Below are 25,215 nucleotides of genomic sequence, written 5' to 3'. Positions count from 1 at the left end.
TCCCGCGGCAACGCCCGAAGGGGCGCATGTCTTTGCGCAAGCGCTTCAATAAACCGCCAACACAGGATGAACCCATGACCTTTCGTAACGGCCTCGATTCACTTCTCCGCCCCGAAGATTCCGTCCTCGTTCTGATCGATCATCAGCCCTATCAACTCGCAAACCTGAACAGCCACGATCCGCAGGCTGTGGTCAACCTCACGACCGCACTGGCGAAGCTGGCAAAAGCCTTCAATGTTCCGACGGTTCTTACCAGCGTGATCGCGGCGCGCGGCGGACTGCTCTTCAAGCAGATTACCGACGTGTTTCCCGGCCAGGAAGTCATCGATCGCACCTGGGTGAACACCTGGCAGGACGAGAATGTGGTGAACGTCGTCAAGGCGACCGGCCGCAAGCAACTGATCATCGCCGGCCTGTGGACCGAGGTCTGCGTTGCAATGCCCGTCATCCAGGCAGCCGGCGAAGGCTGGGACGTGACCGTGATCACCGATGCGTCGGGCGGGATTTCGAAGGAGTCTCACGAAGTTGCCATCCAGCGCATGATCGCGGCCGGCGCGAACCCGATGACCGTGATGGCGCTCGCCGGCGAATGGCAGCGCGATTGGGCGCGCACCGAGCATGTCGAGGAACTGACCGAAATCCTCATCCAGCATTTCGGCGGCAGCGGCATCGCCTATCTCTGGGAGCAGCAGCTTCTCAACACGCCGGTGCCGGCCACAAAGGGCGGTCACTAAGAACCGGGCAGGAATGGCGGGTGCCTGTTGGCTCCCGCCATTCTCCCGCTCTGCAAACGAGGCCGGCGCAATCCCGTGAGAAAGGGAGGCGCCGGCTTTGATCGCTTGCCTATGGGCGCGCGCATCGGACATACTGCCCCTTGAACCACAAAGGCCAAGGGCAAGACGAAGCCAGAGACTTGGAACTGGATCGCGGAGCCATGCGAGAAGATTGAGCCCATGAATACGCGATTCCTCGAAACTTTTCTCTGGGCTGCCCGATTGAGCAGCTTTTCGGCAGCCGCGGAACGTTTGCACACAACGCAAGCATCGGTGTCCAACCGGATCGCCGCTTTGGAGCGGGAGCTCGGTGTCGTGCTGTTCACGCGCGATGTGCGCTGCGTCAACCTGACGCCCGCCGGTCGTCTGGCGCTGCAACATGCCGAAAAGATCGTCAACCTCACCGGCGAATTCCGGCAGATCGTCAGTAACCGCGAGGCGCTGAGGGGTACGGTGCGGATAGGTGCCGCTGATACGATCGTCTATGCCTGGCTGCCGCTGCTTATCCGCCGCGTGAACGAGCAATATCCCGGTGTCAGCCTCGATCTGACCATTGATACCAGCCTGAAACTCTCGCAGCGCATTCAGAACGGCGAGGTGGATGTCGGTTTCATCATGGGGCCGATCATGGCTGCGGATATTTATAATTCACCGCTTTGCACCTTCGAATCCTGCTGGGTCGGCGCCGTCGAGCTGCCGCTGCCGGAAACCGGTGTCACGCTTGAAGATATCGCGCATTTTCCGCTTCTTACCTTCTCGACCGGCTCACAACCGCACCAGGCATTGCGGGCGCTTCTCGATTCGCACGGGCTGTCCGACAGCCGCATCTACAATTCCAATTCGCTGTCGATCATGACGCGTCTTGTGGCCACGGCCGTCGGGGTGGGCGCCTTGCCGCGCGTTTTGGTGGACGGCATCATCAAATCGGGCGAAGCGCGTATTCTCGACATCACGCCGCCGGTGCCGCCTCTTACCTTCCACACGGTTTATCAGGAGCGAGGCGACAACGCGCTTGCCCGCGCCATTGCCGACATGGCGACGGAAATCGTCAGTGAAACCACCACGCAATGGATGACGGCCGCAGCTTAAATTTTATGCTGCAACGCAAAATGATTAATCTATAAGCTTACCTTATGGGTTTCGATAGAGTTTTTCCGTTTGTCAGGAAAACAGTTCCCGTTCTTAATTCTCCTCGCAACATGAGAGGAGAGCAACGTGAAAGTCTCACTTGTTCAAATGAATACCCAGAACGACAAGGCAGAAAACCTCAAGGTTGCTGCCGATTTAATTGAGAAGGCAGTCAAGGCGGATAATCCTGATCTTGTTGTTCTTCCAGAATACTTCGCATTTCTTGGAGATAATCCTCAGGAAATGCATGAGAGCGGGGAAGAATTCCCCGGCGGCGAGATTTACTCGCTGCTTTCGGATCTGGCCAGAAAGCACGCGATCACGCTGCATGCCGGTTCCATCGTCGAGAAGGAAGGCAACCGCTTCTACAATTCGACGCTCGTTTTCGGCCCGGACGGCAAACAGATCGCCCGTTACCGTAAAATTCACCTGTTCGACGTCGATACGCCGAACGGCATCAGCTACCGCGAATCCGATTCCGTTGCCCGTGGTGAAGAGGTCGTGACCTACAAGGTTGGCGACAGGACGGTCGGTTGCGGCATCTGCTACGACATCCGCTTCCCGGAACTGTTCCGCGCCCTGCGGGACAAGGGTGCAGATGTCATCGTTCTGCCGGCCGCTTTCACGCTGATGACAGGCAAGGACCATTGGGAAGTGCTGGCCCGCGCCCGCGCTGTCGAAACCCAGACATATTTCCTCGCTGTCGGCCAGATCGGCACCCATGCGGGCGGCAAGAAGGCTTGCTGGGGTCATTCCATGGTCATCGATCCGTGGGGTCACATCGTCGCGCAATGCTCCGACACTGTCGGAACTGCCGGCGCCGTTCTCGATTTCGACTATTCGGCCAAGGTGCGCGCCAACGTGCCGGTGGCGAACCACCACGTTCTCTGATCGGAGAAAGACCCAATGTTTATCGTCAACCCCATGCCGGAACAGATCGGCGCCGACATCATCGAGCTTCTTGAAAAGGTCGAAGTCGCAACGATCGGCCATGTGCTTCATTCCGGTTTCGTCGATCCTGAAATCCGGGCCGTTCTTCCGGGCAAGCGCGTGGCGGGCACCGCCGTCACGCTGCGCATCCCGAATGCGGATTCGACCATGCTCCACTACCTGACGCAACTCGTGCGTCCGGGCGATATCGTTCTCATAGACCGTTGCGGTGATACCCGTCACGCCTGCTGGGGCGGCGTCATCACCAACACCATGAAGATGGCGGGTGTAAAAGCCGGTGTCGTCGATGGCCCGGCGACCGATTTCTCGGAGTTCACCAAGGTCGACATGCCCATGTGGTGCCGCGGCCCATCACCCATCACCACCAAGATCCTTGGTCTGGAAGGCGCGATCAACATTCCGATCAGCGTCGGTGGCCAGATGATCAATCCGGGCGATGCGATCCTGTGCGATGAAAGCGGTGTTGTCGCCCTTCATCCGAGCCAGGCCCGTGCCATGGCGGAACGCGCCATCGGCATGCAGGAAGCCGAGATCGTACTTCTGGAGCGCCTGCGCAACGGCGAGAAGCTGCCGGACATTTCCGGCGCCAATAAATTCGTCCAGGCCATGCTGAGCGCCTGACACAATCTTTCGGGTGGCGGATCCGTTCGCCACTCCCAATAACAATAGAGGAGAACAGGACAATGAAGAAATCGATACTTCTGAGTGGGATTCTCATGCTTGGCGCGGCCGCCCTGCCGGCGCACGCCCAGCAGACCGTAACGTTCCTCGGCTATAGCGGCCTTTTCCAGGAGCGTTACACCAAGGCCGTCATCGAACCTTTCATGGCCGCCAACCCGGATATCAAGGTAGACTATTTCCCGCAGCAGGGTTCCGCCGCCATGCTCGGCTCGCTGCGCGCGCAGAAAGCTGCTCCGCAATCCGATATCGCGCTGATGGACGTCTCCGTCGCCAAAACCGGCACGGACGAAGGCCTGTTCGACAAGGTCGATGAAAGCGTTACCAAGAACGTTGCCGACCTCTATCCGAACGCCCGCTTCGAAGGCGTCGCCGGTGTCGGCGTGACTTTCGACAACCTCGTTCTCATCTACAATACCGATGCAATCAAGACCGCACCGGACAGCTGGAACGCCCTGAAAGACAGCGCCTTAAAGGGCAAGATCGCTATGCTGAGCGCTCCTGACATCGTCGGTATCGGTACGACCATCATCATGGACCACATGAATGGCGGCACCGACTTCATCAAGAATATCGACGCCGGCATCAATGCCATGGCGGAAGTCGCGCTGAACGTCCAGACCTGGGAACCGAAGCCGGAAGTCTATCCGACTGTGGTTAACGGCCAGGTGTCGCTGGGCGTGGGCTGGAATGCCCGCAGCCAGGTGAATGCCGATGGTTCCAAGGGCAAGATGAAGGTCGTTCTTCCGAAGGAGGGCACGATCCTGCAGATCAATACGCTCAACCTCGTCAAGGGCGGCCCGTCGTCCGATGCGGCCCGCAAGTTCATCGATTACGCGCTGAGCCCGGAAGCTCAGGCCGCCTTCACCGCCGCCATGTATTATGCGCCGACCAACGCCAAGGCCACGGTGGCTCCCGATGTCAGCGATCGTACGGTCGTCAAGGCGATGGACAAGGTTATCCCGGTCGACTGGATCGGCCTCTCGAAGGTTCGTGACCAGATCACGCAGGACTGGCGCCGCAAGGTCATCCCCCTCAGCCGTTAAGGCTTTCGCGTCTCTGTCGTGAAAAATGGCAAGACTTCCGCATCCCCTTCGGGCGGATGCGGAAACGGCATGGGCCCCGGCTCATTTCCTCCGTCGGTGTTGGGATCGATGGAGGGGTGGGTGGTCCGAGGGCCTGCATAGGGAAAGCGCCGCGCAGAGTGCAGGTGAATTTCCGCCGCGATTGCATAGATCAAGGGACAGGGCATGTCCGCGACCCCGCCGGGATGGGACATGTTCTGGAGAAAGGCAAAAAGCCAGAATGGGAACTTCAGACATCATGCAGCCAGGATTTCTCTCGATTCGTTCATTGACCAAGCGCTACGAAACCATGGTCGCCGTGGATAATCTCAATCTCGAGATTCCCAAGGGCGAACTGGTTGCCTTCCTCGGTCCATCCGGCTGCGGCAAGTCAACATCGCTGCGCATGATTGCCGGCCTTGCCCCCGTGACGTCAGGTTCGATCCTGATCGACGGCAAGGATGTGACCCAGCTTGCGCCCTATAAGCGCGATATCGGCCTCGTTTTTCAGAGCTACGCGCTTTTCCCGCATATGACGGTTCTCAAGAACGTCATGTTCGGTCTTGAAATGCGCAAGGTGCCGGCTGCCGAAGCGGAACGGCGCGCACGCGAAGCGATTGCCATGGTGCGGCTGGAAGGGCGCGAGGATCGCCGGCCCGCCCAGCTTTCCGGCGGCCAGCAGCAGCGCGTCGCACTGGCGCGTGCACTGGTCATCCAGCCCTCCATCCTTTTGTTCGATGAACCTCTTTCCAATCTCGACGCCAAGCTGCGCGACGAGATGCGCTCTGAAATCCGCCGTATCCAGAAACAGCTCGGCATCACCTCCATCTTCGTCACCCATGATCAGGTCGAGGCGCTCAGTATGTGCGACAAGGTCGCCGTGCTCAATGGCGGGCGTCTGGAACAGCTCGGCACGCCGCACGATCTCTACGAGCGCCCTGCAACGGCTTTCGTCGCCTCCTTCGTCGGCCGCACCAACAGGCTGGTCGGTAATGCCGTCGGCGATCACATCACGGTCGGGGATGCGGTATTGCGTGCGCCCGGCTCGCACAGTGGCACCATCGACCTTATGGTACGGCCGCACCGCATGGCCATGACGGTTGCCGGTGACGCCGCACCCGATTTCGACGGAGCGCCGGTCAATCGCATCGCCGGTGAGGTTCGCGATGTCTATTATGCAGGCGATATCCTTCACTACGAGATCGCCGCGGGCGGACAGACATTGTCGGTTGAGCGTGCGACTTCCGGCGGGGAAACACCTGTGGCGGCGGGCAGCGCGGTCAGCCTCGTCTGGCGGGTGGAGGACACGCTGGTCTTCGGAGCAGGCCAATGACAGCGGCGGTCATGATCACGGCTCCCGGCAGCCGCACATCCTCCATGGTGTTTCTCGCAACGCTTCTTCTCGGGCCGATCATTGCGGTCAATGGGCTGGCCTTCGTTATGCCCGTCTTCAATCTGCTCCTGCTTTCCTTTCGTGAAAGCCTTGGCGGCGGCGGTCTCGGGGAGGCCCACACGCTCGACAACTGGTCGTCCACCCTGACCGACGGTTTTTATATCGAACTGATCGGCCAGAGCATCCTGACAAGCCTTCTAATCACGGTTCTCACACTCATCGCCTCCTATCCCATCGCGCTTTATCTTCACCGGGCGCAGGGCCGCTGGAAGACGCTGCTGCTGGTGCTCGTCATTTCGCCATTGCTCACCTCGGCCGTGGTGCGCACCTATGGCTGGATCGCGATCCTTGCCGATGACGGCCTCATCAACAACATCCTCTTCGCACTGGGCGCTGAAAGCGGCGTGCGGCTGCTGTTCAACAAGGTCGGCGTCGTCATCGGGCTAACCGAAATCCTGATGCCCTATATGATCCTGGCGCTGCTTGCCGGTTTCGGCAGGCTCGATCCGCGTGTCGAAGAGGCGGCGGAAACGCTCGGCGCGTCGCCGTGGAAGGTATTCTGGCGGATCATCGTGCCGCTTACCATGCCCGGCGTCGCCCTCGGTTGCCTGCTTTCCTTCGTTCTCGCCGTCAGTTCGTTCATCACCCCCAAGCTGCTTGGCGGCGGACGTGTCTTCCTTCTGGCGACGGAAATCTACGATCAGGCCATCGTGACGCTCAACTGGCCGCTCGCCGCGACGCTGTCGATGATCATCCTCGTGATTTTCGGCGCTGCCCTGGTGCTCTATTCCCGGCTTCTGCGGGCCATTCTTTAAAAGGAGATCGAAGATGGAAGAACGTCCCGCTCCGCTGGCGCTGAAAATCGTCGCCTTCATCATGTTCCTTTTCCTGCTGGCGCCCGTCGTTCTCGTCGTGCCGATCGCGTTTTCGGCCGATAGCTACATGACCTTTCCGCCCTCCGGCTGGAGCCTGCGCTGGTATGTCGATCTCATGCATAATTCCAAGATGATGGGAGCGCTCGGCACCAGCACCCTTCTCGCCGTCATCGTCACCGCGCTCTCCATGCTGATAGCGCTGCCCGCCTCCTATGCCATCGTGCGCATGCGGGTGATTGGGGCGGATGCGCTTCTCGCCTTCTTCACCGCGCCGCTGCTGCTGCCGACCATCGTTCTCGGCCTCGCGATCCTGATCGTCTTTGCCGGTGCGGGCCTGCTCGGCACCTTCACGGGTCTGGTGATTGCCCATCTCATCATCGTGCTGCCCTATGCGCTGCGTGTTCTCACCACCTCGCTTGCCGGCCTGCCGCTGATCTTCGAGGAGGCCGCCTCCACGCTCGGGGCATCCCCGCTCACGATTTTCCGACGCGTGACCATGCCGATGATCGCGCCGGGCGTGGTGGCCACGGCGGCACTTTCCTTTCTGGTGTCGTTCGATGAAGCAGTGATTTCGCTGTTCCTCACCGGCCCGCGCATCACCACGCTTCCCGTCGCCATGTATCAGCATGTGGAAACGCAGGCCGATCCGCTCGTTGCGGCCATTTCCGTTCTCTTGATCGTGCTCACCCTTGCCGTCGTCCTCATCGTCGACCGCACGGCGGGCCTGACCAAGACTTTCGTGAAATAAAGTCGCGGGGCCGCCCGCTGGCGCTGGCTGCCCCTACTGGCACAGGCGCGAATTTCACTCCCGTTTATGAACGCTGCTGCTGCATCGGCGCGATCCGTCGCGCCCGTTGATTTCGCTTTGAAAGACGAAGGCAAAGGGAAGCCCATGGCTGAAATCCCCTCCACGGAATTTGATGTCGCCGTCATCGGCGCCGGTGTGGTCGGTTGCGCGGTCGCCCGCCGTTTCGCGCTGGCCGGTGCGAAGGTGGTGGTCATCGAGAAAGGCCCCGATATCCTCTCCGGCGCCTCCAAGGCCAATAGCGCCATCCTCCATACCGGCTTCGATGCGCCGGAAGGTAGTGTGGAACTGGAACTGGTGAAGGCAGGCCGGGCGGAATATCTCTCCATTCATGGGCAGATGGGCCTCAGCCTCGTCGAAACAGGCGCACTGGTTTGCGCCTGGAGCCCGGACGAGGCGGAAAAACTGCAGGCGATCGCCGATCAGGGGCGGCGTAACGGCATCGCCGGGCTTGAGCTTCTCACGGCGGGGCATGCTCGCGAAACCATGCCGGGCCTCTCCGACCGCCTTGTCGCCGCGCTCGACGTTCCGGGCGAACATATCATCGATCCGTGGTCCGCGCCGCTCGGCTATCTCACGCAGGCGGTGGCGCTCGGCGCGCAGCTGGTGCGTAACGCGGAAGTCCTGTCCGGTGTATTCGACGGCGGGTGGCGGATCGAGACGACCGCAGGCGTTATCCTCGCCGCGAGTGTCGTCAATGCCGCCGGGCTGTTCGGCGATATCGTCGATGCGCGTCTGGGACTTTCGCCCGACTTCGCCATCAAGCCCCGCAAGGGACAGTTCGTGGTGCTGGACAAGGCTGCCCGTCGGCATGTGCCGCGTATCGTCCTGCCCGTTCCGACCGAAATCACCAAGGGCATCGTGGTGTGCCCCACCGCCTTCGGTAATGTTCTCGTCGGTCCGACAGCGGAAGAGCAGGAAGACCGGGAGCGCGCGACGGTCGAGACGGCGACGCTGGAAGCACTGCTGGAGCGCGGTGCGGAGATCGTTCCGGCGCTGGCCTGCGTTTCCGTGACCGCCGTTTATGCCGGCGTGCGGCCGGCGTCTGAAAAGAAACATTACCGCATTTCCACCCGACCGGACCGACGTGCGATCACGCTCGGCGGCATTCGCTCCACCGGCCTCAGCGCCGCACTCGGCCTGGCGCAGCATGCGCTGAAGCTTCACGAAGGTTTCGGCATGCATTTTGTCCCACCGCCCTCGGCTCCCGACGTTACGATGCCCAACCTAACGGAAACCTGCGAGCGGGACTGGCAGCGTACCGATCACGGCGAAATCGTCTGTCATTGCGAACTCGTCACGCGCCGCGAAATCGAGGCGACCTTTTTAAGCCCGGTGCCGCCGGGCGATTTCGGCGGGCTGCGGCGGCGCACCCGCGCTGGCATGGGCCGCTGTCAGGGTTTTTATTGCAACGCCCGGCTGGCCGCGATGACGGGCGACCGTCTGGCAGCTCCGCTTGCCGTTCGCGAGGGAGACGACCGATGAGTGCGGATGTGATCGTGGTCGGCGGCGGCCCGGCGGGCGTGGCGGCGGCACTGGAGCTGAAAGCGCGCGGTATCGCCCGCGTGATGATCCTCGACCGCGAGCCGGCCCTTGGCGGCGCGACCCGGCATTGCCTGCATTCGCCCTTCGGCATGCGTGAATTCGGACGCATCTATTTCGGTCCGGCCTATGCGCAACGCCTGCAGCGGCAGGCGCAGGATGCGGGTGTCGATATCCGCACCGGTCATTCCGTGGTGGAACTCGGGCAGGATGGCGTGCTGCTGGTGGCATCGGCGCGCGGCGTCGAGACGCTAAAGGCCCGGCGTATCGTGCTTGCGACCGGCGCGCGGGAAAAACCACGCTCCGCGCGGCTTCTGCCCGGCGACCGGCCGGTGGGTGTGGTCACCACCGGCACGCTGCAATCCTATGTCGCCTTTCACGGCACCATGCCCTTTCGCCGGCCGCTTATCATCGGTTCGGAACTGGTTTCCTTTTCCGCGCTCCTGACCTGCCTGACGCATCGTGTCCGGCCGGTGGCGATGATCGAGCCGGAGCCTCATCCACTGGCGCGGTCGCCTTTTCAATGGTTTCCGCGACTGGCCGGGGTGCCTTTTCATTGTGGTGCGACACTCACGGATATTCGCGGACGCGGCCGGGTCGAGGAGGCCGATATCCGTCTTGCGGACGGTCGCATCCTGACAGTTCAATGCGACGGTGTTCTGCTCACCGGGCGGTTCACGCCGGAGGCAGCGCTTCTCAATGCATCCCCCGTGGATGTTGCGGCAGGCAGCGCCGGGCCGCTGATCGATCAGGACGGACGGATGCCCAATCCGATCTTCTTCGCTGGCGGGAATGTCTTGCGAGCTGTGGAAACGGGCGGCTGGGCGTTTCGCGAAGGCCGTCGGGTTGGCGCGGCGGTGGCTGACGATCTCGCCCGGGAACCATGCCGCGCACCGGGGGTGCCCGTCACCTTCGCCGATCCGCTCAAGCTGGCGGTTCCCGCCATGTTGCGGCCGGGTGGGCTCGACAGACCCGCATTTCGCGACTTTCAGCTTCGTTTCACCAGACGCGTTCAAGGCCGGCTTTCGCTGCATCTCGATGCAACGGAAGTGTGGAGCAAGACTGGCCGTTGGCGTCCTGAACGCCGTGTACTGGTGCCCATTCCCGGCGCTGCGTTTGAAGCGGGGCAGATTGCCTTTCATTTTCGGGAGGCCAATTGATGCGTATTGCCGCAATCGATCAGGGAACGACATCGACCCGGTGCCTTGTGGTGAGCGATGGCGGCACGGCGGAGGTCGTGGCCAGCCGGCGTCACGCGCAATTTTATCCGGCCGCCGGCCATGTGGAACATGATCCGGAAGAATTGCTGGGCAACATCCGCGCGGCGCTGGCTGCCGCCGGCCCGGTGGATGCCATCGCCATCGCCAATCAGGGCGAGAGTTGCCTGGCGTGGGATGCCGTGAGCGGCGAGGCGCTGTCGCCGGTCATCGTCTGGCAGGATGCCCGCACCGCCGAAGCGCTGGCCGCCCTGCCGTCTTCGGCAACGGATCGTTCGAAAGAGATTTGCGGGCTGCCGCTCGATCCCTATTTTTCGGCCAGCAAACTGGCCTGGCTGGTCAGGCACAATCCGGCGGTGGCGCAGGCACGCGCCGCAGGACGTTTGCGGCTGGGCACCACCGATGCTTTTTTTCTGGACCGGCTGACGGGCTGTTTCCGCACCGACCTTGCAACGGCGTCGCGTACGGGTCTGCTCGATCTTTCAACCGGAGACTGGAGTCCGGAACTCTGCGCGCTTCACGGCGTGCCGCTGGATTGCCTGCCCATAATCGGTCCTGTCGAGGGCGGCTTCGGCGCGGTTGAGGGAACGCCCATCCGCGTTTCCATCGTCGATCAGCAGGCAGCACTTTATGGGCATGGCTGCCGCAAGGCCGGCGATTGCAAAATAACCTTCGGAACCGGGGCCTTTCTGCTGGCCGTTGCCGGTAACGGGCGGCCTTTGACGGGAGAGCTTCTGCCGACCATTGGCTGGCAAATGCAGGAAGTGCCTGCGGTTTTCGCCATCGAAGGCGGGATCTATGATGCCGGCGCGGCGCTTGAATGGGCGAAAAACATCGGCCTCTATGCTGAAAATACCGAACTCGACGGTTTCGAGGGACCACCGGCCATTCGCCGAGGCCTTGTCTTCGTGCCCGCCCTTTCTGGCCTTGCCGCGCCCTATTGGGACAGGCGGGCCGTGCCGTTGTTCATAGGCATGGACCACGCGACCGAGCGGCGTGACATGGTGCGCGCCGTGCTGGAAGGCATTGCCCTGCTGACGGCGCGGCTGATCGAGGCGGCATCGGCGGTCGCCCCCATAGGCGACACGATCTCCATCGATGGCGGCTTGTCGAACAGCCGCTATTTCGCTCGCTTTCTGGCCGCCGCCAGCGGTCGAACCATTTGCGTGCCCGCCATGCGCGAGTTGACCGCGCTCGGTCTGGCGGAACTGTGCGGCGTCGATGTCGCGGCCCTGCGAGGCGATGCCGAGATATTCGCCCCCGACGGATCGGTCGATGCTGAAGACCATGCCCGCTTCGCACGCGCCATAGACAGTGCACGGAGCTGGCAACGATCCAAAACCTGCACAAGTGCGGTTCTGTCGACCGTGCCTGCAGCGGGCATCTGATTTTACCAATTTAAAGAACAGGCGACAAAGGCGACGGAATTTGATAAATTACAAAACAGCCGGTTGCGGTTTGACGCGTCGATAAGAAATCACCGAGCGTTCCTGTACCGCCAGCCGGATCATGGCGCAGGAGGAGAAGTGCTATGACGGCATTCCATGTCATGGCCGGTGCGAGTGGTGAATTTGCCCGCCCGGAAGTCCGCAAGATTGGCATCCCGGATATTGTGGATGCGTTGAAGCTGGGACTTGAGGACTTTAAAGAAAAGCCGTCCCACTATGTTTTTCTCTGTCTTATGTATCCGATCGCCGGTGTTTTTCTGGTGATGTGGAGTTCCGGCGCCAATCTGCTGCCGGTTATTTATCCGCTGATGTCGGGTTTTGCACTGATTGGTCCGATCGCGGCCATCGGGCTTTATGAAATCAGCCGGCGGCGCGAACAGGGTCTGGACACCTCCTGGCGGCACGCGTTAGAGGTTCGTCACTCTCCGGCCCTGCCGTCGATCATCGCGGTCGCCGTCATGCTGTTCGTGCTTTTCGTCGTCTGGTTGATTGTTGCGCAGAGCATCTACACTGCGACTTTCGATGCGACCGGTCCGGTTTCGCTCTCCACCTTTCTGTCGGACGTATTGACGACCTCGCAAGGTCTCTCCCTCATCATCTGGGGTAATCTGGCCGGTTTCGTTTTCGCGGTCGTCGTGCTGGCGACAACGGTGGTGGCGTTCCCGCTGCTGCTCGACCGGGATGTCGGCGCAGTCGCGGCGGTGGATGCAAGCATCCGCGCCACGCTTGCCAACCCGGTTCCGGTGGCGCTTTGGGGATTGATCGTCGCGGCGTTGCTCGTCGTCGGTACGATCCCGGTATTTATCGGCCTCGCGGTCGTCATGCCCATCCTCGGTCACTCGACCTGGCACCTCTATCGAAAACTGATCGTCTCCGATTATCCAAGCCGCATGCCCTGAATTCATAGAGGAAATCTATCCGTAATCATCCTCCCTGCCGTTGCGGCCCCGCTGAGGGGAGCCGCGGCGGTTGGGACGGCCATGGAGAGTGCGGGGACGCCATGTGGTATCGTTTTTTCCGATCTGTCTGCTTTTCGGGATTGCCTTCCCGATTGAGGCCGTAGCACAGGAAGAGGATACTGCCGCAGGCGCCATCGTAATTGCCCGCCCGATCAATTTATGAGATAATTCTAATATACTTCGCGATGGGGTTGTAGAAGTATTCGTAGCCGGGTCACGGGAGGAGACGATGGCTGTCGTTGTGATTCTCGTTCTGCTGGTGGTGGGATCGATCGTATTCCACCTGCTAAGCCCGTGGTGGTGGACGCCGATAGCCTCGAACTGGAGCTATATCGACAATACGATCATCATCACTTTCTGGATCACCGGCTTCGTTTTCTCGGCCGTCGTGCTGTTCGTCGCCTATTGCGTGTTCCGCTTCAGGCATCGCGCCGGAAACCGGGCGGCATACGAGCCCGAAAACAAGCGCCTGGAATGGTGGCTGGCGGGCGGGACCGGGGTTGGGGTGGCTGCGATGCTTGTGCCGGGCCTCTTCGTATGGAACCAGTTCGTGACCGTTCCGGACGGTGCGAGCGAGGTGGAAGTCGTCGGTCAGCAATGGCAATGGAGGTTCCGGCTGCCGGGAGCGGACGGACGGCTCGGGCGGGCGGATACGCGCGCTATTGCACCCGACAATCCGCTCGGCCTGAACAGGAACGATCCCGCCGGAATGGACGACGTCATCGTTGAAGGCGCCGAGTTGCATCTGCCCGCCGGCAGGCCGGTGAAAATGCTGCTGCGCGCGGTCGATGTCGTGCATGATTTCTATGTGCCGGAGTTCCGGGCCAAGATGGACATGATCCCCGGTTCGGTCACCTATTACTGGTTCACGCCGACCCGGACGGGAACCTTCGAGGTTCTCTGCGCGGAACTGTGCGGCGTGGGCCATCCGCAGATGCGCGGCACCGTCATCGTCGATACCGAAACCGACTATCAAGCCTGGCTGCAGCAGCAGCCGACTTTCTCGAAATTGCTGGCCTCGGCGGAAACGTCGGCGGCCAGATAAGCGCCGTGCATATTGGAAGGGAAGATCGCATCGGGGGAACAGGGAGGATGGAACATGGTCGAGATTGGATCCGGCGCCGGGCAGGTCATTCAGCCCGCTGAAGTCGAGGACGTCGAGCTTTATCACCCGAAAAGCTGGTGGACGAAATATGTCTTCAGCCAGGATGCCAAGATCATTGCCATTCAATATTTCCTGACAGCCATCGCAATCGGCATGGTGGCGCTGGTGCTTTCCTGGCTGATGCGGCTGCAACTCGGTTTTCCCGGCTATTTCTCCTTCATCGATGCGGAACATTATTATCAGTTCATCACCATGCATGGCATGATCATGGTGATCTACCTGCTCACCGCGCTGTTTCTCGGCGGTTTCGGCAACTACCTGATCCCACTGATGCTCGGCGCGCGCGACATGGTGTTTCCCTATGCCAATATGCTGAGCTACTGGCTCTACCTCTCCGCCGTCCTTGTGCTGGTGGCCGGTTTCTTCGCACCCGGCGGGCCGACGGGCGCCGGCTGGACGCTCTATCCGCCGCAGGCGCTTCTTTCGGGAACGCCGGGAGGGCGCGACTGGGGCATCATCCTGATGCTGTCATCGCTGATCCTGTTCATCATCGGCTTCACTTTGGGCGGGCTGAATTACGTCGTCACCGTGCTGCAGGGACGCACGCGGGGCATGACGCTGATGCGCATGCCATTGACGATATGGGGCATATTCACGGCGACCGCCATGGCGCTGCTCGCTTTCCCGGCGCTCTTCGTCGCCGCCGTCATGATGTTGTTCGACCGGCTGCTCGGCACGAGCTTCTTCATGCCGGCCATCGTGGAAATGGGCGAACAATTGAAGCATGGGGGCGGCAGTCCCATCCTGTTCCAGCACCTGTTCTGGTTCTTCGGCCATCCGGAAGTCTATATCGTCGCACTTCCCGCCTTCGGCATCGTCTCGGATTTGATCAGCACACATGCGCGCAAGAATATCTTCGGCTACCGCATGATGGTCTGGGCGATCGTCATCATCGCAGGGCTGAGCTTCGTCGTCTGGGCGCATCATATGTATGTCAGCGGCATGAACCCCAATTTCGGGTTCTTTTTCGCAACCACGACGCTGATCATCGCGGTGCCGACGGCGATCAAGGTCTATAACTGGGTGCTCACGCTCTGGCGCGGCGATATCCATCTCACCCTGCCGATGCTGTTTGCGCTCGCCTTCATCGTCACATTCATCAATGGCGGATTGACGGGTCTCTTCCTCGGCAATGTCGTCGTCGATGTGCCGCTTTCGGATACGATGTTCGTGGTCGCCCATTTTCATATGGTGATGGGGGTCGCGCCGATTATGGTGATCTTCGGTGCGATTCACCACTGGTATCCGAAAGTCACGGGCCGGATGCTGAACGAGGCGATGGGGCACGTCCATTTCTGGGTCACCTTTCTCGGTGCTTATGCCATCTTCTTCCCGATGCATTATCTCGGGCTGATGGGCGTGCCGCGCCGCTATTATGAGCTGGGCGAAACGGCTTTCATTCCAGATTCGGCGCACACGTTGAACATGTTCATCACCTGGGCCGCGCTCATCGTCGGTGCGGCGCAATTGCTGTTCGTGTTCAATCTCGAATGGAGCCTGCGCTGGGGCAAAAAGGCGGTCGGCAATCCGTGGCGGGCGACAACACTGGAATGGCAGACGCCGCAGACCCCGCCGGTTCATGGCAACTGGGGCAAGGAGTTGCCGGTCGTTTATCGCTGGCCATATGATTACAGCGTGCCAGGCGCGGCCGAGGACTTCCTGCCGCAAAACCAGCCGGCGGCGGCCGGGCCTTCCGAGAGGGCCCTGTCATGAGCGCCATCCTCGTCTTCATGGCCGGGATCGCCGGTATCATCGGCTGGTGGATGGCGCGGCAGCGGCTGGCCTCGAAGCCCTGGCTGGAAGTCGGTCTGGCAGGCGATGCGCCGGAGATGCAGGGATCCTCGGCGACGATTGCGAAAGTCGGACTTGGGATATTTCTCGCGGTCGTCGGTGCCTTGTTCACCCTGCTCATCAGCGCCTATCTCGGCCGCATGGGCGGCGCCGACTGGTGGGGTATCCCGATCCCCGGACTGTTATGGGTGAACACCGCGGCGCTCGCCGCCAGCAGTCTGGCGCTGCAATGGGCGAAAACCGAAATCCGTCCAGATCATCGCGACAGGCTGAATGCGGCTCTTGTGACAGCCTTTGCGACGGCTGTTTTCTTCATCGGCGGTCAATTCCTGGCGTGGCGGCAACTCATCTCCGCGGGCTATGTTCTGGCGGATAACCCATCGAACAGCTTCTTCTACATGATCACTGGCCTGCATGGCCTGCATATAGTGGGCGGGCTTTTCGTGCTTGGACGCACCGCAATCCGTGCCCGGAGCGAGCGCTTGTCGGCAAGAATGCGCCTGAGTGTGGAGCTGTGCGCCATCTACTGGCATTTCATGCTGGTCGTCTGGCTGGTCCTTTTTGCGCTTTTCGCCGGCTGGGCGAACAGTTTCGTCGATCTCTGCCGTCAATTGGTCACCTGAGGAGTGTCGATCATGGCCGCATCCATGGAGGAAAGACCGGTAAGTGATCCGCATCTGCGGCCGGCGGGACTGCGCGGCATCGCCGCCGATCTGTCATCGGACCAGCGGGCGTTCAAGAACGTCTCCTGGGGCAAGGCGATGATGTGGATATTCATCCTGAGCGATATCTTCATTTTCGGTTGTTTTCTTTTGGCCTACATGACCGCACGCATGTCCACCACCGTCGCCTGGCCCAATCCGAGCGAGGTTTTCGCGCTCACGATTGCCGGCAGGCACATTCCGCTGATCCTGATTGCCATCATGACCTTCGTCCTCATCAGCAGCAGCGGCACGATGGCCATGGCCGTCAATTTCGCATATCGCCGCGACCGTCGCAAAACCGCAGCGCTGATGGTGGCGACGGCAGCGCTTGGCGCGACATTCGTGGGAATGCAGGCATTCGAATGGAGCAAGCTGATCGAAGAGGGCGTTCGTCCCTGGGAAAACCCGTGGGGTGCGGCGCAGTTCGGTTCGGCTTTCTTCATGATCACGGGTTTTCACGGCACCCATGTTTCCATCGGCGTCCTGTTTCTTCTCATCGTCGCGCGCAAGGTGTGGCGGGGAGATTTCGATGAGGAAAGGCGGGGATTTTTCACCAGCCGCAAGGGACAATACGAGATCGTCGAGATAACGGGGCTCTACTGGCACTTCGTGGATCTGGTGTGGGTCTTTATCTTCGCATTCTTCTATCTGTGGTGAGTGAGGATGGCATCATGGCACAGCAACAGTCACAACAGGGACAGCAGCATCCGATAAGACTTTACATGGTGGTCTGGGGACTGCTTTTCGTCCTCAGCGCCTTCTCCTATATGGTCGATTATCTCGGCATTCAGAGCTATCCGAGATGGTCCTTGATCATCCTGTTCATGATCCTGAAGGCAGGGCTGATCATGGCGATTTTCATGCATTTGGCCTGGGAACGGCTGGTCCTGATCTACGTCATCCTGCTTCCGCCGGTCCTCGTACTCGTCTTCGCCGCCCTGATGGCCTCGGAATCCAACTATACGGCTCTTACCCGGGTGACCTTCATGGGTGCGGGTTCCTAGCACTACTTTGGCAGATTAACCGGCTATTTACGATGATGGGCCATCTTGGGCACTTTCACAGGGGTGCGCGAGATGGCGGAGCTGGATATTGCACTGGCGGATTGGCTGAAGCCGTTCGTTGAGAAGCTTGGTCACAAGAAGCGGCGGCAGATGTGCCCGGTCTATGTTTCGGGCCTGATCGGACCTGGCGATCGCAAGAGTATCGAGCCGATGGCGGAACGTCTCGCGCCTGATCGCTATGACCGTCTGCATCATTTCATCTCGGATGGGATTTGGGATGCCGGTCCCCTTGAGGCGGAACTGGCGGTGCAGGCCGACAAGATTGTCGGGGCTTCGGATGCTTTTCTAGTGATCGACGACACAGGCCTGCCGAAGAAGGGCGACCATTCTGTTGGGGTCGCGCCGCAGTATGCGTCAATGCTCGGTAAGCGCGCCAATTGCCAGACGCTGGTGTCGTTGACGCTGGCCCGCGACGAGGTTCCCGTCCCAGTGGGCTTACGGCTGTTCCTGCCCGAGAGTTGGACCAGCGATCAGGATCGGATGACTAAGGCTGGGGTTCCCGAGGAGATGCGCCGATCCCGCACCAAACCGGAGATCGCGCTCGACGAGATCGATCGGCTGATTGCCGCGGGCGTGCGGTTTGGCACCGTGCTTGCGGATGCCGGCTATGGTCTGTCGGCTGCGTTTCGCCAGGGGCTCAGTGCACGCAATCTCACCTGGGCTGTCGGTATTCCCAAGCATCAGAAGGTTTATCCTCATGATGTTGCATTGATCTTTCCTGTCGCCAGCCATGGAAGGCCGCGCAAGCATTCAATCCCCGACACCCTTTCGACCGCAGCCGAAACGATCCTGGAAGGAACCACCTGGAAGAAGGTCAGTTGGCGTCATGGCACGAAAGGTCGATTGACCGCACGCTTCGCTGCCCTACGCATTCGGATTGCTGATGGCAACCCGCAACGCATCCTCGACAAGGGACAGCAGCATATGCCGGGCGAAGAGGCGTGGCTCGTTGGTGAATGGCGCTCAAACGACGAGCGCAAATATTATCTCTCCAATCTGCCGGCCGAGGCGACCTTGCAAGCGCTCGCGGCTGCCATCAAAGCGCGATGGGTCTGCGAGCAGGCCCATCAGCAGATGAAGGAAGAGCTCGGCCTCGATCACTTTGAAGGCCGATCATGGCAGGGCCTCCATCGACACGCACTGATGACGATGATCGCTTACGCCTTCTTGCAACATCAGCGCCTACACAAGGCAAAGCGGGAAAAAAAGGAAGAAGCACGGCCCGCCCAAGCCGACACTGCCGACCATTCGACGCATGGTGATCGCCGCGCTGTCGCAGCACCAACCACCACAACGATGTCCACATTGCCGAATTAGGTTCCAGCCGTCCCGGAAATTGAATCTGCCAAAGTAGTGCTAGAACAGGGGCAAGATTTTCAGGATTGTGGAAGCAGCACGCCGACGGCGAATTCCTCTTCGGTTGCGACGTGGCCGGCCTGAGTCTTGCGATATTCGCTGGGGGTGAAACCGCGCTCGGCTCGTAGCGTGCGGGAAAGGTGCGGCGCATCGCAAAAACCGGTGGCGAGCGCAATCTGGGTGATGCTGTCACGCGTCGTGCGCAGCAGCGACAAAGCGCGATCCAGCCGAAGCTCGAGATAGACCTTGGAAGGCGTTGCGCCCAGGTCGGCGAGGAAACGCCGTTCGAGGCTGCGGCGGCCAAGGCCGAGATCATTCGCCAGTTCCAGCACGGTTCTCGGAACCTCGATATTCTGCTGCATCCGCAGGATCGCTTTTTTTACGAGGGGATCGTTGGCCTTGCGCGCGCTCTGCTGGCCGGGTTGAGGCTTTTCACCGCTCAGCGCGCTGTCGATCATCATGATGTTGAGGCTTTTGATGGCGGCGGACTGGCCGACATGGCGCTCGACGAGGAAGGCTGCCAGATGCGCGGCGCCGTGGCCGCCGGAACAGGTCAGCCGGTCGCGGTCGATGACGAAGATCTGGTCGGAGATCATCTGGACTGTATCGAAACGGTCGAGAAAATCCTGGCGGTGGAACCAGCTTACGCAGCAGCGATAACCGTCGAGCAGGCCGGCCTCGTGCAGGATGAAAACGCCGGTGCATAGCCCGACGATGGGAACGCCCGCCGCCGCCCGTTCCTTCAGGAAGCGCAGCGCCTCCTGCGGCAGGGCGCTGTGATCGCTGATCAAGCCACCGACAACGACGATATAGTCGTAATGCCCGGCGTCCATCAGCCGTGTATCCGGCTGCACCTTCACGCCGCAGCTTGATTGCACGCTGCTCATGGTTGCCGAAAGCACCGACCATTCGCACAGGATAGGCCGCGAACGGTCCGCCTCATCGGCCGCAAGGCGCAGCACATCGACGAAATTCGCGAAGGCCGACAGCGTGAAGCGGTCGGCAAGCAGGAAGGCGACGCTGAGGCGTTTTCTGGCGCGGTGTGAGGTCATGACGCAAATATTCATGCAAACAGACGCGATTGTCCAGCCGGGGCGCGGCAAATGCTCCTAGCTTTTGCGACACGAGATTTTCCAACTATCGGGTCCGCTCATGACGCGTTTTAATGCCTTCAATCTTTTGCGGAATGCCCTGACCGGCCACAAGAAATGGGACGAGCAATGGCCCGACAGTCAGCCGAAAACCGAATATGATGTGATCATCGTCGGCGCCGGCGGCCATGGTCTGGGCGCTGCCTATTATCTGGCCAGCCAGCACGGCATCACCAATGTCGCCGTCATCGACAAGGGCTGGCTCGGCGGCGGCAATACCGGCCGCAACACCACGATCATCCGCTCGAACTATCTCTATGACGAGAGCGCCCGTCTTTACGATCACGCCGTCGATCTGTGGGAAAATCTCAGTCAGGAATTGAACTACAACGTCATGTATTCAAGGCGCGGCGTGCTGATGCTGGCGCATAATGTGCACGATGTGCAGAGCTTCAAGCGCCACATCCATTCCAACCGTCTGAACGGCGTGGATAATCGCTGGCTCACCCCGGAAGAATGCAAGGAATATTGCCCGCCGCTCAGCATCGCGCCGAATGCCCGCTATCCCGTCATGGGCGGCGCGCTTCAGGAACGGGCCGGCACGGCCCGCCATGATGCGGTTGCCTGGGGTTATGCGCGCGGCGCCGCCGCCCGCGGTGTCGATATCATCCAGAACTGCCCGGTCACGGCCATTCGCCGCAATACCGACGGCTCCGTCGCGGGCGTCGAGACGGCGAGGGGCTTCATCAAGGCGAAAAAGGTCGCGGTTTCGGCCGCCGGCCACACCTCGGTCGTCATGGACACGGCCGGCGTGCGCCTGCCGCTCGAAAGCTATCCGCTGCAGGCGCTGGTGTCGGAGCCGATCAAGCCGATCTTCCCCTGCGTGGTCATGTCGAACGCGGTCCACGCCTATATCAGCCAGTCCGACAAGGGCGAGCTGGTGATCGGTTCGGGTACGGATCAATATACCTCCTATTCGCAGCGCGGCGGCCTGCCGCTGATCGAGCATACGATCGCCGCCATCGTCGAAATCTTCCCGATCTTCAACCGCATGCGGATGCTGCGCAAATGGGGCGGCATTGTCGATGTGACGCCGGATCGCTCGGCCATTCTCGGCAAGACGCCGGTTGCCGGTCTTTACGTCAATTGCGGCTGGGGCACCGGCGGTTTCAAGGCCACGCCCGGCGCGGCCCACACATTCGCCTGGACCATCGCCAAAAACGAACCGCACCCGATCAACGCGCCCTTCACGCTGGAACGTTTCCGCTCCGGCCGCCTGATTGACGAGGCTGCCGCCGCCGCCGTGGCGCACTGAGGATAAGAACCATGCTGCTGATCCGCTGCCCCTATTGCAAAGAAACCCTGCCCGAAGCCGAATTCACCTATGCCGGACAGGCCCATATTACCCGCGCGGCCGATCCCTCGTCGCAGACCGATGAACAATGGGAAGAATTCCTGTTCATCCGCGAAAACGTGAAAGGTCCGCATTTCGAGCGCTGGCGGCATCTGCATGGGTGCGGGCGCTTCTTCAACGCCGTGCGCGACACGGTGAGCGACCGTTTCCTCACGACCTACCGGGCGGGCGAGCCGCGTCCTGAACTTTCTTCCCTGACCCGTGCACCAGCCAGTTCCGAGGTGTCGAAATGAACTCCTATCGCGTTTCCGGCCGTGGCCGTGTGGATGCCGCCCGCTCGGTCAGCTTCACCTTCGACGGCAAGACCTATCGCGGCGTGAAGGGCGATACGGTTGCCTCAGCACTTCTCGCCAATGGTGTACATCTGATGGGCCGCTCGTTCAAATACCACCGCCCGCGCGGCCCGGTGGCGGCGGGTTCCGAGGAGCCGAATGCGCTGATCGGCACCCGCCGCAGCGCTGGACGTTTCGAGCCGAACACCCGCGCCACGGTGCAGGAAATCTGGAACGGGCTGGAAACCACCTCGCAGAACAAATATCCGAGCCTGAAATTCGATATCGGCGCGGTCAACGACATGGCCTATATGCTGTTTTCGGCGGGCTTCTACTACAAGACCTTCATGTGGCCGAAGAGCTTCTGGAACAAGGTCTACGAGCCCTTCATCCGCGCGGCTGCGGGTCTCGGCGTTTCGCCGACGGAGGAAGATCCCGACACTTATGCCTCGCGCAACCTGCATTGCGATGTGCTGATCGTCGGCGCCGGTCCTGCCGGTCTTGCGGCAGCGCGTGCGGCGGCGGTCGATGGCCTTAAGGTCGTGCTGGTCGATGAAAATGCCGAGGCCGGCGGCACGCTGCTGTCCGAGCCGCAGGCGAAGATCGACGGCAAGCCCGCATGGAATTGGCTTGCAGATGAGTTGAAGGCGCTGAGGGAGCGCGGCGTCAGGGTCATGACCCGCACGACGGCCATTGCCTATTACCATCAGAACATGATCGGCCTCTGCGAAAAGCTGACCGACCATCGGGAAACCGTGCCGAAGGATACGCCGCGCGAGCGCCTGTGGCGTGTCAGGGCGCGTCAGGTGGTGCTGGCGCAGGGTGCGCTGGAAAAGCCGCTGGTCTTCCACGGCAACGACCGGCCGGGTGTGATGCTGGCGGGTGCTGCCCAGACCTATCTCAACCGCTACGGCGTCAAGGTCGGCAACCGGCCGGTGGTGGTGACGAGCCATGACAGCGCCTGGTATGCGGCCTTCGATCTTCACGGTGCCGGCGCGCGTGTTCAGGCCATTGTCGATACCCGCGCCAAGGTGCGCGAGGAACTGGTGAACGAGGCGCGCGCGCTCGGCATTCCGGTCAAGCTGTCGCATACGGTCACGGCGACGTCGGGGCGGCTGCGGGTCAAGTCCGTCCGGGTCAATGCGGTTAATGGCGCGTCGGTCGGTGCGGGGCAGGAGATCGCCTGCGACGCGGTGCTGATGTCGGGGGGCTGGACGCCGTCGCTGCATCTCTTTTCCCATACGCAGGGCAAGATCGCCTGGGACGATGAGCGGACCACCTTCCTGCCTTCAGTTACCAACGAGGATTGCGTGATTGCCGGGGCGGGGCGAGGGCTCTGGGGCATCGAGGCGGCGCTGAAGGACGGTGCGGAGCGGGGCCGTGAAGTCACCGCCGCACTCGGCAAGGCCGCCAATAGTTCCAGCCATGCGGTGGAACATGACCGTACCGGCAGCGGCGTGTCGCACACGGAGCTTCCGAGCGACCGCGATGCCGGCAAGGCCAAGGCCTTCGTGGACTACCAGAACGACGTGACCGCCAAGGATCTGCGGCTTGCCGTGCGTGAGGGCATGCGCTCCATCGAGCATGTCAAGCGCTACACCACCAACGGCATGGCGACCGATCAGGGCAAGATGTCCAACATCAACGGTCTCAACATCGCGGCGGAAGCGCTGGGCAAGCGCCAGCCGCAGGTGGGACTGACCACCTTCCGCCCGCCCTATACGCCAACGACCTTCGGAGCGTTTGCGGGTTATCACCGCGGCGCGCATTTCGAAGTGACGCGCAAGACGCAGATCGACGGGTGGGCTGAGGAGCACGGTGCGGTCTATGAGCCGGTCGGGCAATGGCGTCGCGCCTGGTATTTCCCGAAGCCGGGCGAAGACATGGATGCGGCGGTCAGCCGTGAATGCCGGGCGGTGCGCCAGAGCGTTGGTATTTTCGATGCTTCGACCCTCGGCAAGATCGAAGTGATCGGGCCGGATGCGGTCGAGTTCATGAACCGCATGTATACCAATCCCTGGACGAAGCTTGCCGCCGGCCGCTGCCGTTATGGCCTGCTGCTCGGCGATGACGGCTTCATCCGTGATGACGGCGTCATCGGCCGCATGACCGAGGACCGTTTCCACGTCACCACCACGACAGGCGGGGCCGCCCGCGTGCTGAACATGATGGAGGATTACCTCCAGACCGAATGGCCGGACCTGAATGTCTGGCTGACATCGACGACAGAGCAATGGTCGACCATTGCGCTCAACGGCCCGAACGCGGCAAAGCTGCTCGCGCCGCTGGTGGAAGGTGTCGAACTAACGGAAGAGGCCTTCCCGCATATGTCCTGCGTGGAATGCACGGTGGCCGGCATGCCGGCGCGGCTGTTCCGCGTCAGCTTCACCGGCGAGATCGGCTTCGAGGTCAATGTGCCGGCGCCGCTCGGCCGCAAGCTGTGGGAAATCCTGTGGGAGGCCGGTCAGCAATATGGCATCACGCCTTACGGCACGGAAACCATGCATGTGCTGCGCGCCGAAAAGGGTTACATCATCGTCGGCCAGGACACCGATGGCACGGTTACGCCCTATGATGCGGCGATGGGCTGGGCCGTCGGCAAGGCGAAGCCCGATTTCGTCGGCAAACGCGGCCTTGCCCGCCCCGATCTCGTCGCCAAAGGTCGCCGTCACCTCGTCGGTCTTCTGACCGAAGACCGCTCGAAGCTGGAAGAGGGCGCGCAGATCGTCTTCGATCCGAAACAGCCGATCCCGATGAAAATGGTGGGTCACGTCACCTCGTCCTATCACTCGGATGCGGTGGGTCAGCCGATTGCGCTGGCGCTGGTGGAAGGCGGGCATGAGCGGATGGGCGAGACCGTCTACATTCCGATGCTGAACCGCACCATTGCCGCGAAAATCACCGGGATGGTCTTTGTCGATCCCGAAAATACCCGCCTGAAGATTTGACCTGGAGATGACAATGAACATGCGCGTTTCCTCCCCCGTTCCCGGCATGCTGGCCGAGAGCAAAGCAGCCCGGGTCAGTATTCTGGCCGCGCAGGCGCGGCTGTCGCTGCGGGCGCGCGGCGATCTCGCCCCGCTCAACGCCGCCCTTGGCCTTACCCTGCCGGACCGGATCGGCCTCCGCGCCGCTTCGGGCGACATCGAAGTCCTGCGCCTTGGTCCCGACGAATGGACCGTGCTTGCACCTGTCAGCGCGGTTGACGGGCTGATCGCCGCCTGCGCAGGCGTTTACGCCAGCCATCCGCATAGTCTCGTCGATATTTCCGGACGAGAAGTGACGCTCCTGATCGAAGGTCCGCAGGCTGCCGAATTGCTGACGCTGGGCTGCGCCCGCGACATCGACACGATTGCCGTCGGCGAGGGACGCCGGACGATTTTCGACGGCGTCAGCGTGGTGCTCTGGCGCGATGCGGAAAACCGTTTCCGCATGGATATCTGGAACAGTTTCGTATCGCATCTTGGCCATCTGCTTGAAACCGGCTGCAAGGAACTTGCGGCGGACATCGCCTGATCTCAGAGG

General features: G+C 61.3%; 23 protein-coding genes. 22 read left to right on the top strand and 1 reads right to left on the bottom strand.

Annotated elements, in window-relative coordinates; translation table 11 throughout:
• Positions 1 to 74 precede the first annotated feature (74 nt).
• The 18 genes from EM858_RS12785 to EM858_RS12700 all read left to right on the top strand — a co-directional run bounded on the left by EM858_RS12785 (position 75) and on the right by EM858_RS12700 (position 18,874).
• The gene (locus tag EM858_RS12785) at positions 75 to 734 is read left to right on the top strand and encodes a hydrolase (protein WP_003521973.1); all 660 of its coding nucleotides are present in this window, start codon (positions 75 to 77) and stop codon (positions 732 to 734) included.
• Positions 735 to 953: 219 nt separating this feature from the next.
• On the top strand, positions 954 to 1,862 hold the full coding sequence (locus EM858_RS12780) for a LysR family transcriptional regulator (RefSeq protein WP_020812348.1): 909 nt from the start codon (positions 954 to 956) through the stop codon (positions 1,860 to 1,862).
• 147 nt (positions 1,863 to 2,009) lie between these two features.
• Entirely contained in the window at positions 2,010 to 2,792 is a 783-nt protein-coding gene (locus EM858_RS12775; RefSeq protein ID WP_210305586.1) for a carbon-nitrogen hydrolase family protein, read from the top strand.
• 15 nt (positions 2,793 to 2,807) lie between these two features.
• Positions 2,808 to 3,473, top strand: a complete 666-nt coding sequence (locus EM858_RS12770) for an RraA family protein (RefSeq protein WP_080820308.1) — start codon at positions 2,808 to 2,810, stop codon at positions 3,471 to 3,473.
• A gap of 62 nt (positions 3,474 to 3,535) precedes the next feature.
• On the top strand, positions 3,536 to 4,576 hold the full coding sequence (locus EM858_RS12765; protein ID WP_080820309.1) for an ABC transporter substrate-binding protein: 1,041 nt from the start codon (positions 3,536 to 3,538) through the stop codon (positions 4,574 to 4,576).
• A gap of 277 nt (positions 4,577 to 4,853) precedes the next feature.
• Positions 4,854 to 5,927: an ABC transporter ATP-binding protein gene (locus EM858_RS12760; protein ID WP_020812345.1), complete on the top strand. Its 1,074-nt coding sequence runs from the start codon at positions 4,854 to 4,856 to the stop codon at positions 5,925 to 5,927.
• Positions 5,924 to 6,802, top strand: coding sequence for an ABC transporter permease (locus EM858_RS12755; protein WP_080820311.1), 879 nt, complete (start codon positions 5,924 to 5,926; stop codon positions 6,800 to 6,802). Before EM858_RS12760 ends, EM858_RS12755 begins: the two co-directional genes overlap by 4 nt.
• A 13-nt stretch (positions 6,803 to 6,815) precedes the next feature.
• Positions 6,816 to 7,610 (top strand): ABC transporter permease, encoded by a 795-nt coding sequence (locus tag EM858_RS12750; protein WP_127756883.1) that lies wholly within the window; start codon positions 6,816 to 6,818, stop codon positions 7,608 to 7,610.
• Between the two features lie 144 nt (positions 7,611 to 7,754).
• Entirely contained in the window at positions 7,755 to 9,152 is a 1,398-nt protein-coding gene (locus EM858_RS12745; protein WP_080821055.1) for an NAD(P)/FAD-dependent oxidoreductase, read from the top strand.
• On the top strand, positions 9,149 to 10,369 hold the full coding sequence (locus EM858_RS12740) for an FAD/NAD(P)-binding oxidoreductase (RefSeq protein WP_080820316.1): 1,221 nt from the start codon (positions 9,149 to 9,151) through the stop codon (positions 10,367 to 10,369). Before EM858_RS12745 ends, EM858_RS12740 begins: the two co-directional genes overlap by 4 nt.
• A complete protein-coding gene (locus EM858_RS12735) occupies positions 10,369 to 11,814 on the top strand; it encodes an FGGY family carbohydrate kinase (RefSeq protein WP_080820318.1) in 1,446 nt (481 codons plus the stop codon). Before EM858_RS12740 ends, EM858_RS12735 begins: the two co-directional genes overlap by 1 nt.
• Before the next feature lie 143 nt (positions 11,815 to 11,957).
• On the top strand, positions 11,958 to 12,773 hold the full coding sequence (locus EM858_RS12730; protein ID WP_127756882.1) for a DUF2189 domain-containing protein: 816 nt from the start codon (positions 11,958 to 11,960) through the stop codon (positions 12,771 to 12,773).
• Positions 12,774 to 13,062: 289 nt separating this feature from the next.
• Positions 13,063 to 13,878, top strand: a complete 816-nt coding sequence (locus EM858_RS12725) for a cytochrome c oxidase subunit II (protein WP_127756881.1) — start codon at positions 13,063 to 13,065, stop codon at positions 13,876 to 13,878.
• A 54-nt stretch (positions 13,879 to 13,932) separates the two neighbouring features.
• Positions 13,933 to 15,711, top strand: a complete 1,779-nt coding sequence (locus tag EM858_RS12720) for a cytochrome c oxidase subunit I (RefSeq protein ID WP_127756880.1) — start codon at positions 13,933 to 13,935, stop codon at positions 15,709 to 15,711.
• The gene (locus tag EM858_RS12715; RefSeq protein WP_080820326.1) at positions 15,708 to 16,412 is read left to right on the top strand and encodes a cytochrome c oxidase subunit 3; all 705 of its coding nucleotides are present in this window, start codon (positions 15,708 to 15,710) and stop codon (positions 16,410 to 16,412) included. The genes EM858_RS12720 and EM858_RS12715 overlap by 4 nt, the downstream gene beginning before the upstream one ends.
• Positions 16,413 to 16,424: 12 nt before the next feature.
• Entirely contained in the window at positions 16,425 to 17,150 is a 726-nt protein-coding gene (locus EM858_RS12710) for a heme-copper oxidase subunit III family protein (RefSeq protein ID WP_080820328.1), read from the top strand.
• A 14-nt stretch (positions 17,151 to 17,164) separates the two neighbouring features.
• On the top strand, positions 17,165 to 17,497 hold the full coding sequence (locus EM858_RS12705; protein WP_127756879.1) for a cytochrome C oxidase subunit IV family protein: 333 nt from the start codon (positions 17,165 to 17,167) through the stop codon (positions 17,495 to 17,497).
• A gap of 72 nt (positions 17,498 to 17,569) precedes the next feature.
• Positions 17,570 to 18,874 (top strand): IS701 family transposase, encoded by a 1,305-nt coding sequence (locus EM858_RS12700; protein WP_127756878.1) that lies wholly within the window; start codon positions 17,570 to 17,572, stop codon positions 18,872 to 18,874.
• 59 nt (positions 18,875 to 18,933) lie between these two features.
• Here the strand turns inward: EM858_RS12700 and EM858_RS12695 are convergent, their stop codons facing one another.
• On the bottom strand, positions 18,934 to 19,980 hold the full coding sequence (locus EM858_RS12695; RefSeq protein WP_162936915.1) for a GlxA family transcriptional regulator: 1,047 nt from the start codon (positions 19,978 to 19,980) through the stop codon (positions 18,934 to 18,936).
• Between the two features lie 85 nt (positions 19,981 to 20,065).
• On the opposite strand from EM858_RS12695, the gene EM858_RS12690 reads away from it, so the two are divergent.
• From EM858_RS12690 to soxG, 4 genes are read left to right on the top strand one after another with little or no spacing between them, the layout of a single operon-like run.
• The gene (locus EM858_RS12690) at positions 20,066 to 21,319 is read left to right on the top strand and encodes a sarcosine oxidase subunit beta family protein (RefSeq protein WP_080820333.1); all 1,254 of its coding nucleotides are present in this window, start codon (positions 20,066 to 20,068) and stop codon (positions 21,317 to 21,319) included.
• An 11-nt stretch (positions 21,320 to 21,330) separates the two neighbouring features.
• Positions 21,331 to 21,651 (top strand): sarcosine oxidase subunit delta, encoded by a 321-nt coding sequence (locus EM858_RS12685; RefSeq protein ID WP_080820334.1) that lies wholly within the window; start codon positions 21,331 to 21,333, stop codon positions 21,649 to 21,651.
• Complete coding sequence (locus tag EM858_RS12680; protein WP_080820335.1) at positions 21,648 to 24,638, top strand: sarcosine oxidase subunit alpha; 2,991 nt, start codon at positions 21,648 to 21,650, stop codon at positions 24,636 to 24,638. Before EM858_RS12685 ends, EM858_RS12680 begins: the two co-directional genes overlap by 4 nt.
• A gap of 13 nt (positions 24,639 to 24,651) precedes the next feature.
• Positions 24,652 to 25,206, top strand: coding sequence for a sarcosine oxidase subunit gamma family protein (gene soxG, locus EM858_RS12675; protein WP_162936916.1), 555 nt, complete (start codon positions 24,652 to 24,654; stop codon positions 25,204 to 25,206).
• Positions 25,207 to 25,215 lie beyond the last annotated feature (9 nt).

It is taken from the genome of Agrobacterium sp. CNPSo 2736 (assembly GCF_004005385.1).
Lineage (GTDB): Bacteria > Pseudomonadota > Alphaproteobacteria > Rhizobiales > Rhizobiaceae > Agrobacterium > Agrobacterium leguminum.
This window is presented reverse-complemented; position numbering and strand designations above follow the sequence as displayed.

Coding starts and splice junctions, on each gene's coding strand:
- EM858_RS12785 (WP_003521973.1), top strand. CDS start 75: ATGACCTTTCGTAACGGCCTCGATTCACTTCTCCGCCCCGAAGATTCC.
- EM858_RS12780 (WP_020812348.1), top strand. CDS start 954: ATGAATACGCGATTCCTCGAAACTTTTCTCTGGGCTGCCCGATTGAGC.
- EM858_RS12775 (WP_210305586.1), top strand. CDS start 2,010: ATGAATACCCAGAACGACAAGGCAGAAAACCTCAAGGTTGCTGCCGAT.
- EM858_RS12770 (WP_080820308.1), top strand. CDS start 2,808: ATGTTTATCGTCAACCCCATGCCGGAACAGATCGGCGCCGACATCATC.
- EM858_RS12765 (WP_080820309.1), top strand. CDS start 3,536: ATGAAGAAATCGATACTTCTGAGTGGGATTCTCATGCTTGGCGCGGCC.
- EM858_RS12760 (WP_020812345.1), top strand. CDS start 4,854: ATGCAGCCAGGATTTCTCTCGATTCGTTCATTGACCAAGCGCTACGAA.
- EM858_RS12755 (WP_080820311.1), top strand. CDS start 5,924: ATGACAGCGGCGGTCATGATCACGGCTCCCGGCAGCCGCACATCCTCC.
- EM858_RS12750 (WP_127756883.1), top strand. CDS start 6,816: ATGGAAGAACGTCCCGCTCCGCTGGCGCTGAAAATCGTCGCCTTCATC.
- EM858_RS12745 (WP_080821055.1), top strand. CDS start 7,755: ATGGCTGAAATCCCCTCCACGGAATTTGATGTCGCCGTCATCGGCGCC.
- EM858_RS12740 (WP_080820316.1), top strand. CDS start 9,149: ATGAGTGCGGATGTGATCGTGGTCGGCGGCGGCCCGGCGGGCGTGGCG.
- EM858_RS12735 (WP_080820318.1), top strand. CDS start 10,369: ATGCGTATTGCCGCAATCGATCAGGGAACGACATCGACCCGGTGCCTT.
- EM858_RS12730 (WP_127756882.1), top strand. CDS start 11,958: ATGACGGCATTCCATGTCATGGCCGGTGCGAGTGGTGAATTTGCCCGC.
- EM858_RS12725 (WP_127756881.1), top strand. CDS start 13,063: ATGGCTGTCGTTGTGATTCTCGTTCTGCTGGTGGTGGGATCGATCGTA.
- EM858_RS12720 (WP_127756880.1), top strand. CDS start 13,933: ATGGTCGAGATTGGATCCGGCGCCGGGCAGGTCATTCAGCCCGCTGAA.
- EM858_RS12715 (WP_080820326.1), top strand. CDS start 15,708: ATGAGCGCCATCCTCGTCTTCATGGCCGGGATCGCCGGTATCATCGGC.
- EM858_RS12710 (WP_080820328.1), top strand. CDS start 16,425: ATGGCCGCATCCATGGAGGAAAGACCGGTAAGTGATCCGCATCTGCGG.
- EM858_RS12705 (WP_127756879.1), top strand. CDS start 17,165: ATGGCACAGCAACAGTCACAACAGGGACAGCAGCATCCGATAAGACTT.
- EM858_RS12700 (WP_127756878.1), top strand. CDS start 17,570: ATGGCGGAGCTGGATATTGCACTGGCGGATTGGCTGAAGCCGTTCGTT.
- EM858_RS12695 (WP_162936915.1), bottom strand. CDS start 19,980: ATGAATATTTGCGTCATGACCTCACACCGCGCCAGAAAACGCCTCAGC.
- EM858_RS12690 (WP_080820333.1), top strand. CDS start 20,066: ATGACGCGTTTTAATGCCTTCAATCTTTTGCGGAATGCCCTGACCGGC.
- EM858_RS12685 (WP_080820334.1), top strand. CDS start 21,331: ATGCTGCTGATCCGCTGCCCCTATTGCAAAGAAACCCTGCCCGAAGCC.
- EM858_RS12680 (WP_080820335.1), top strand. CDS start 21,648: ATGAACTCCTATCGCGTTTCCGGCCGTGGCCGTGTGGATGCCGCCCGC.
- soxG (WP_162936916.1), top strand. CDS start 24,652: ATGAACATGCGCGTTTCCTCCCCCGTTCCCGGCATGCTGGCCGAGAGC.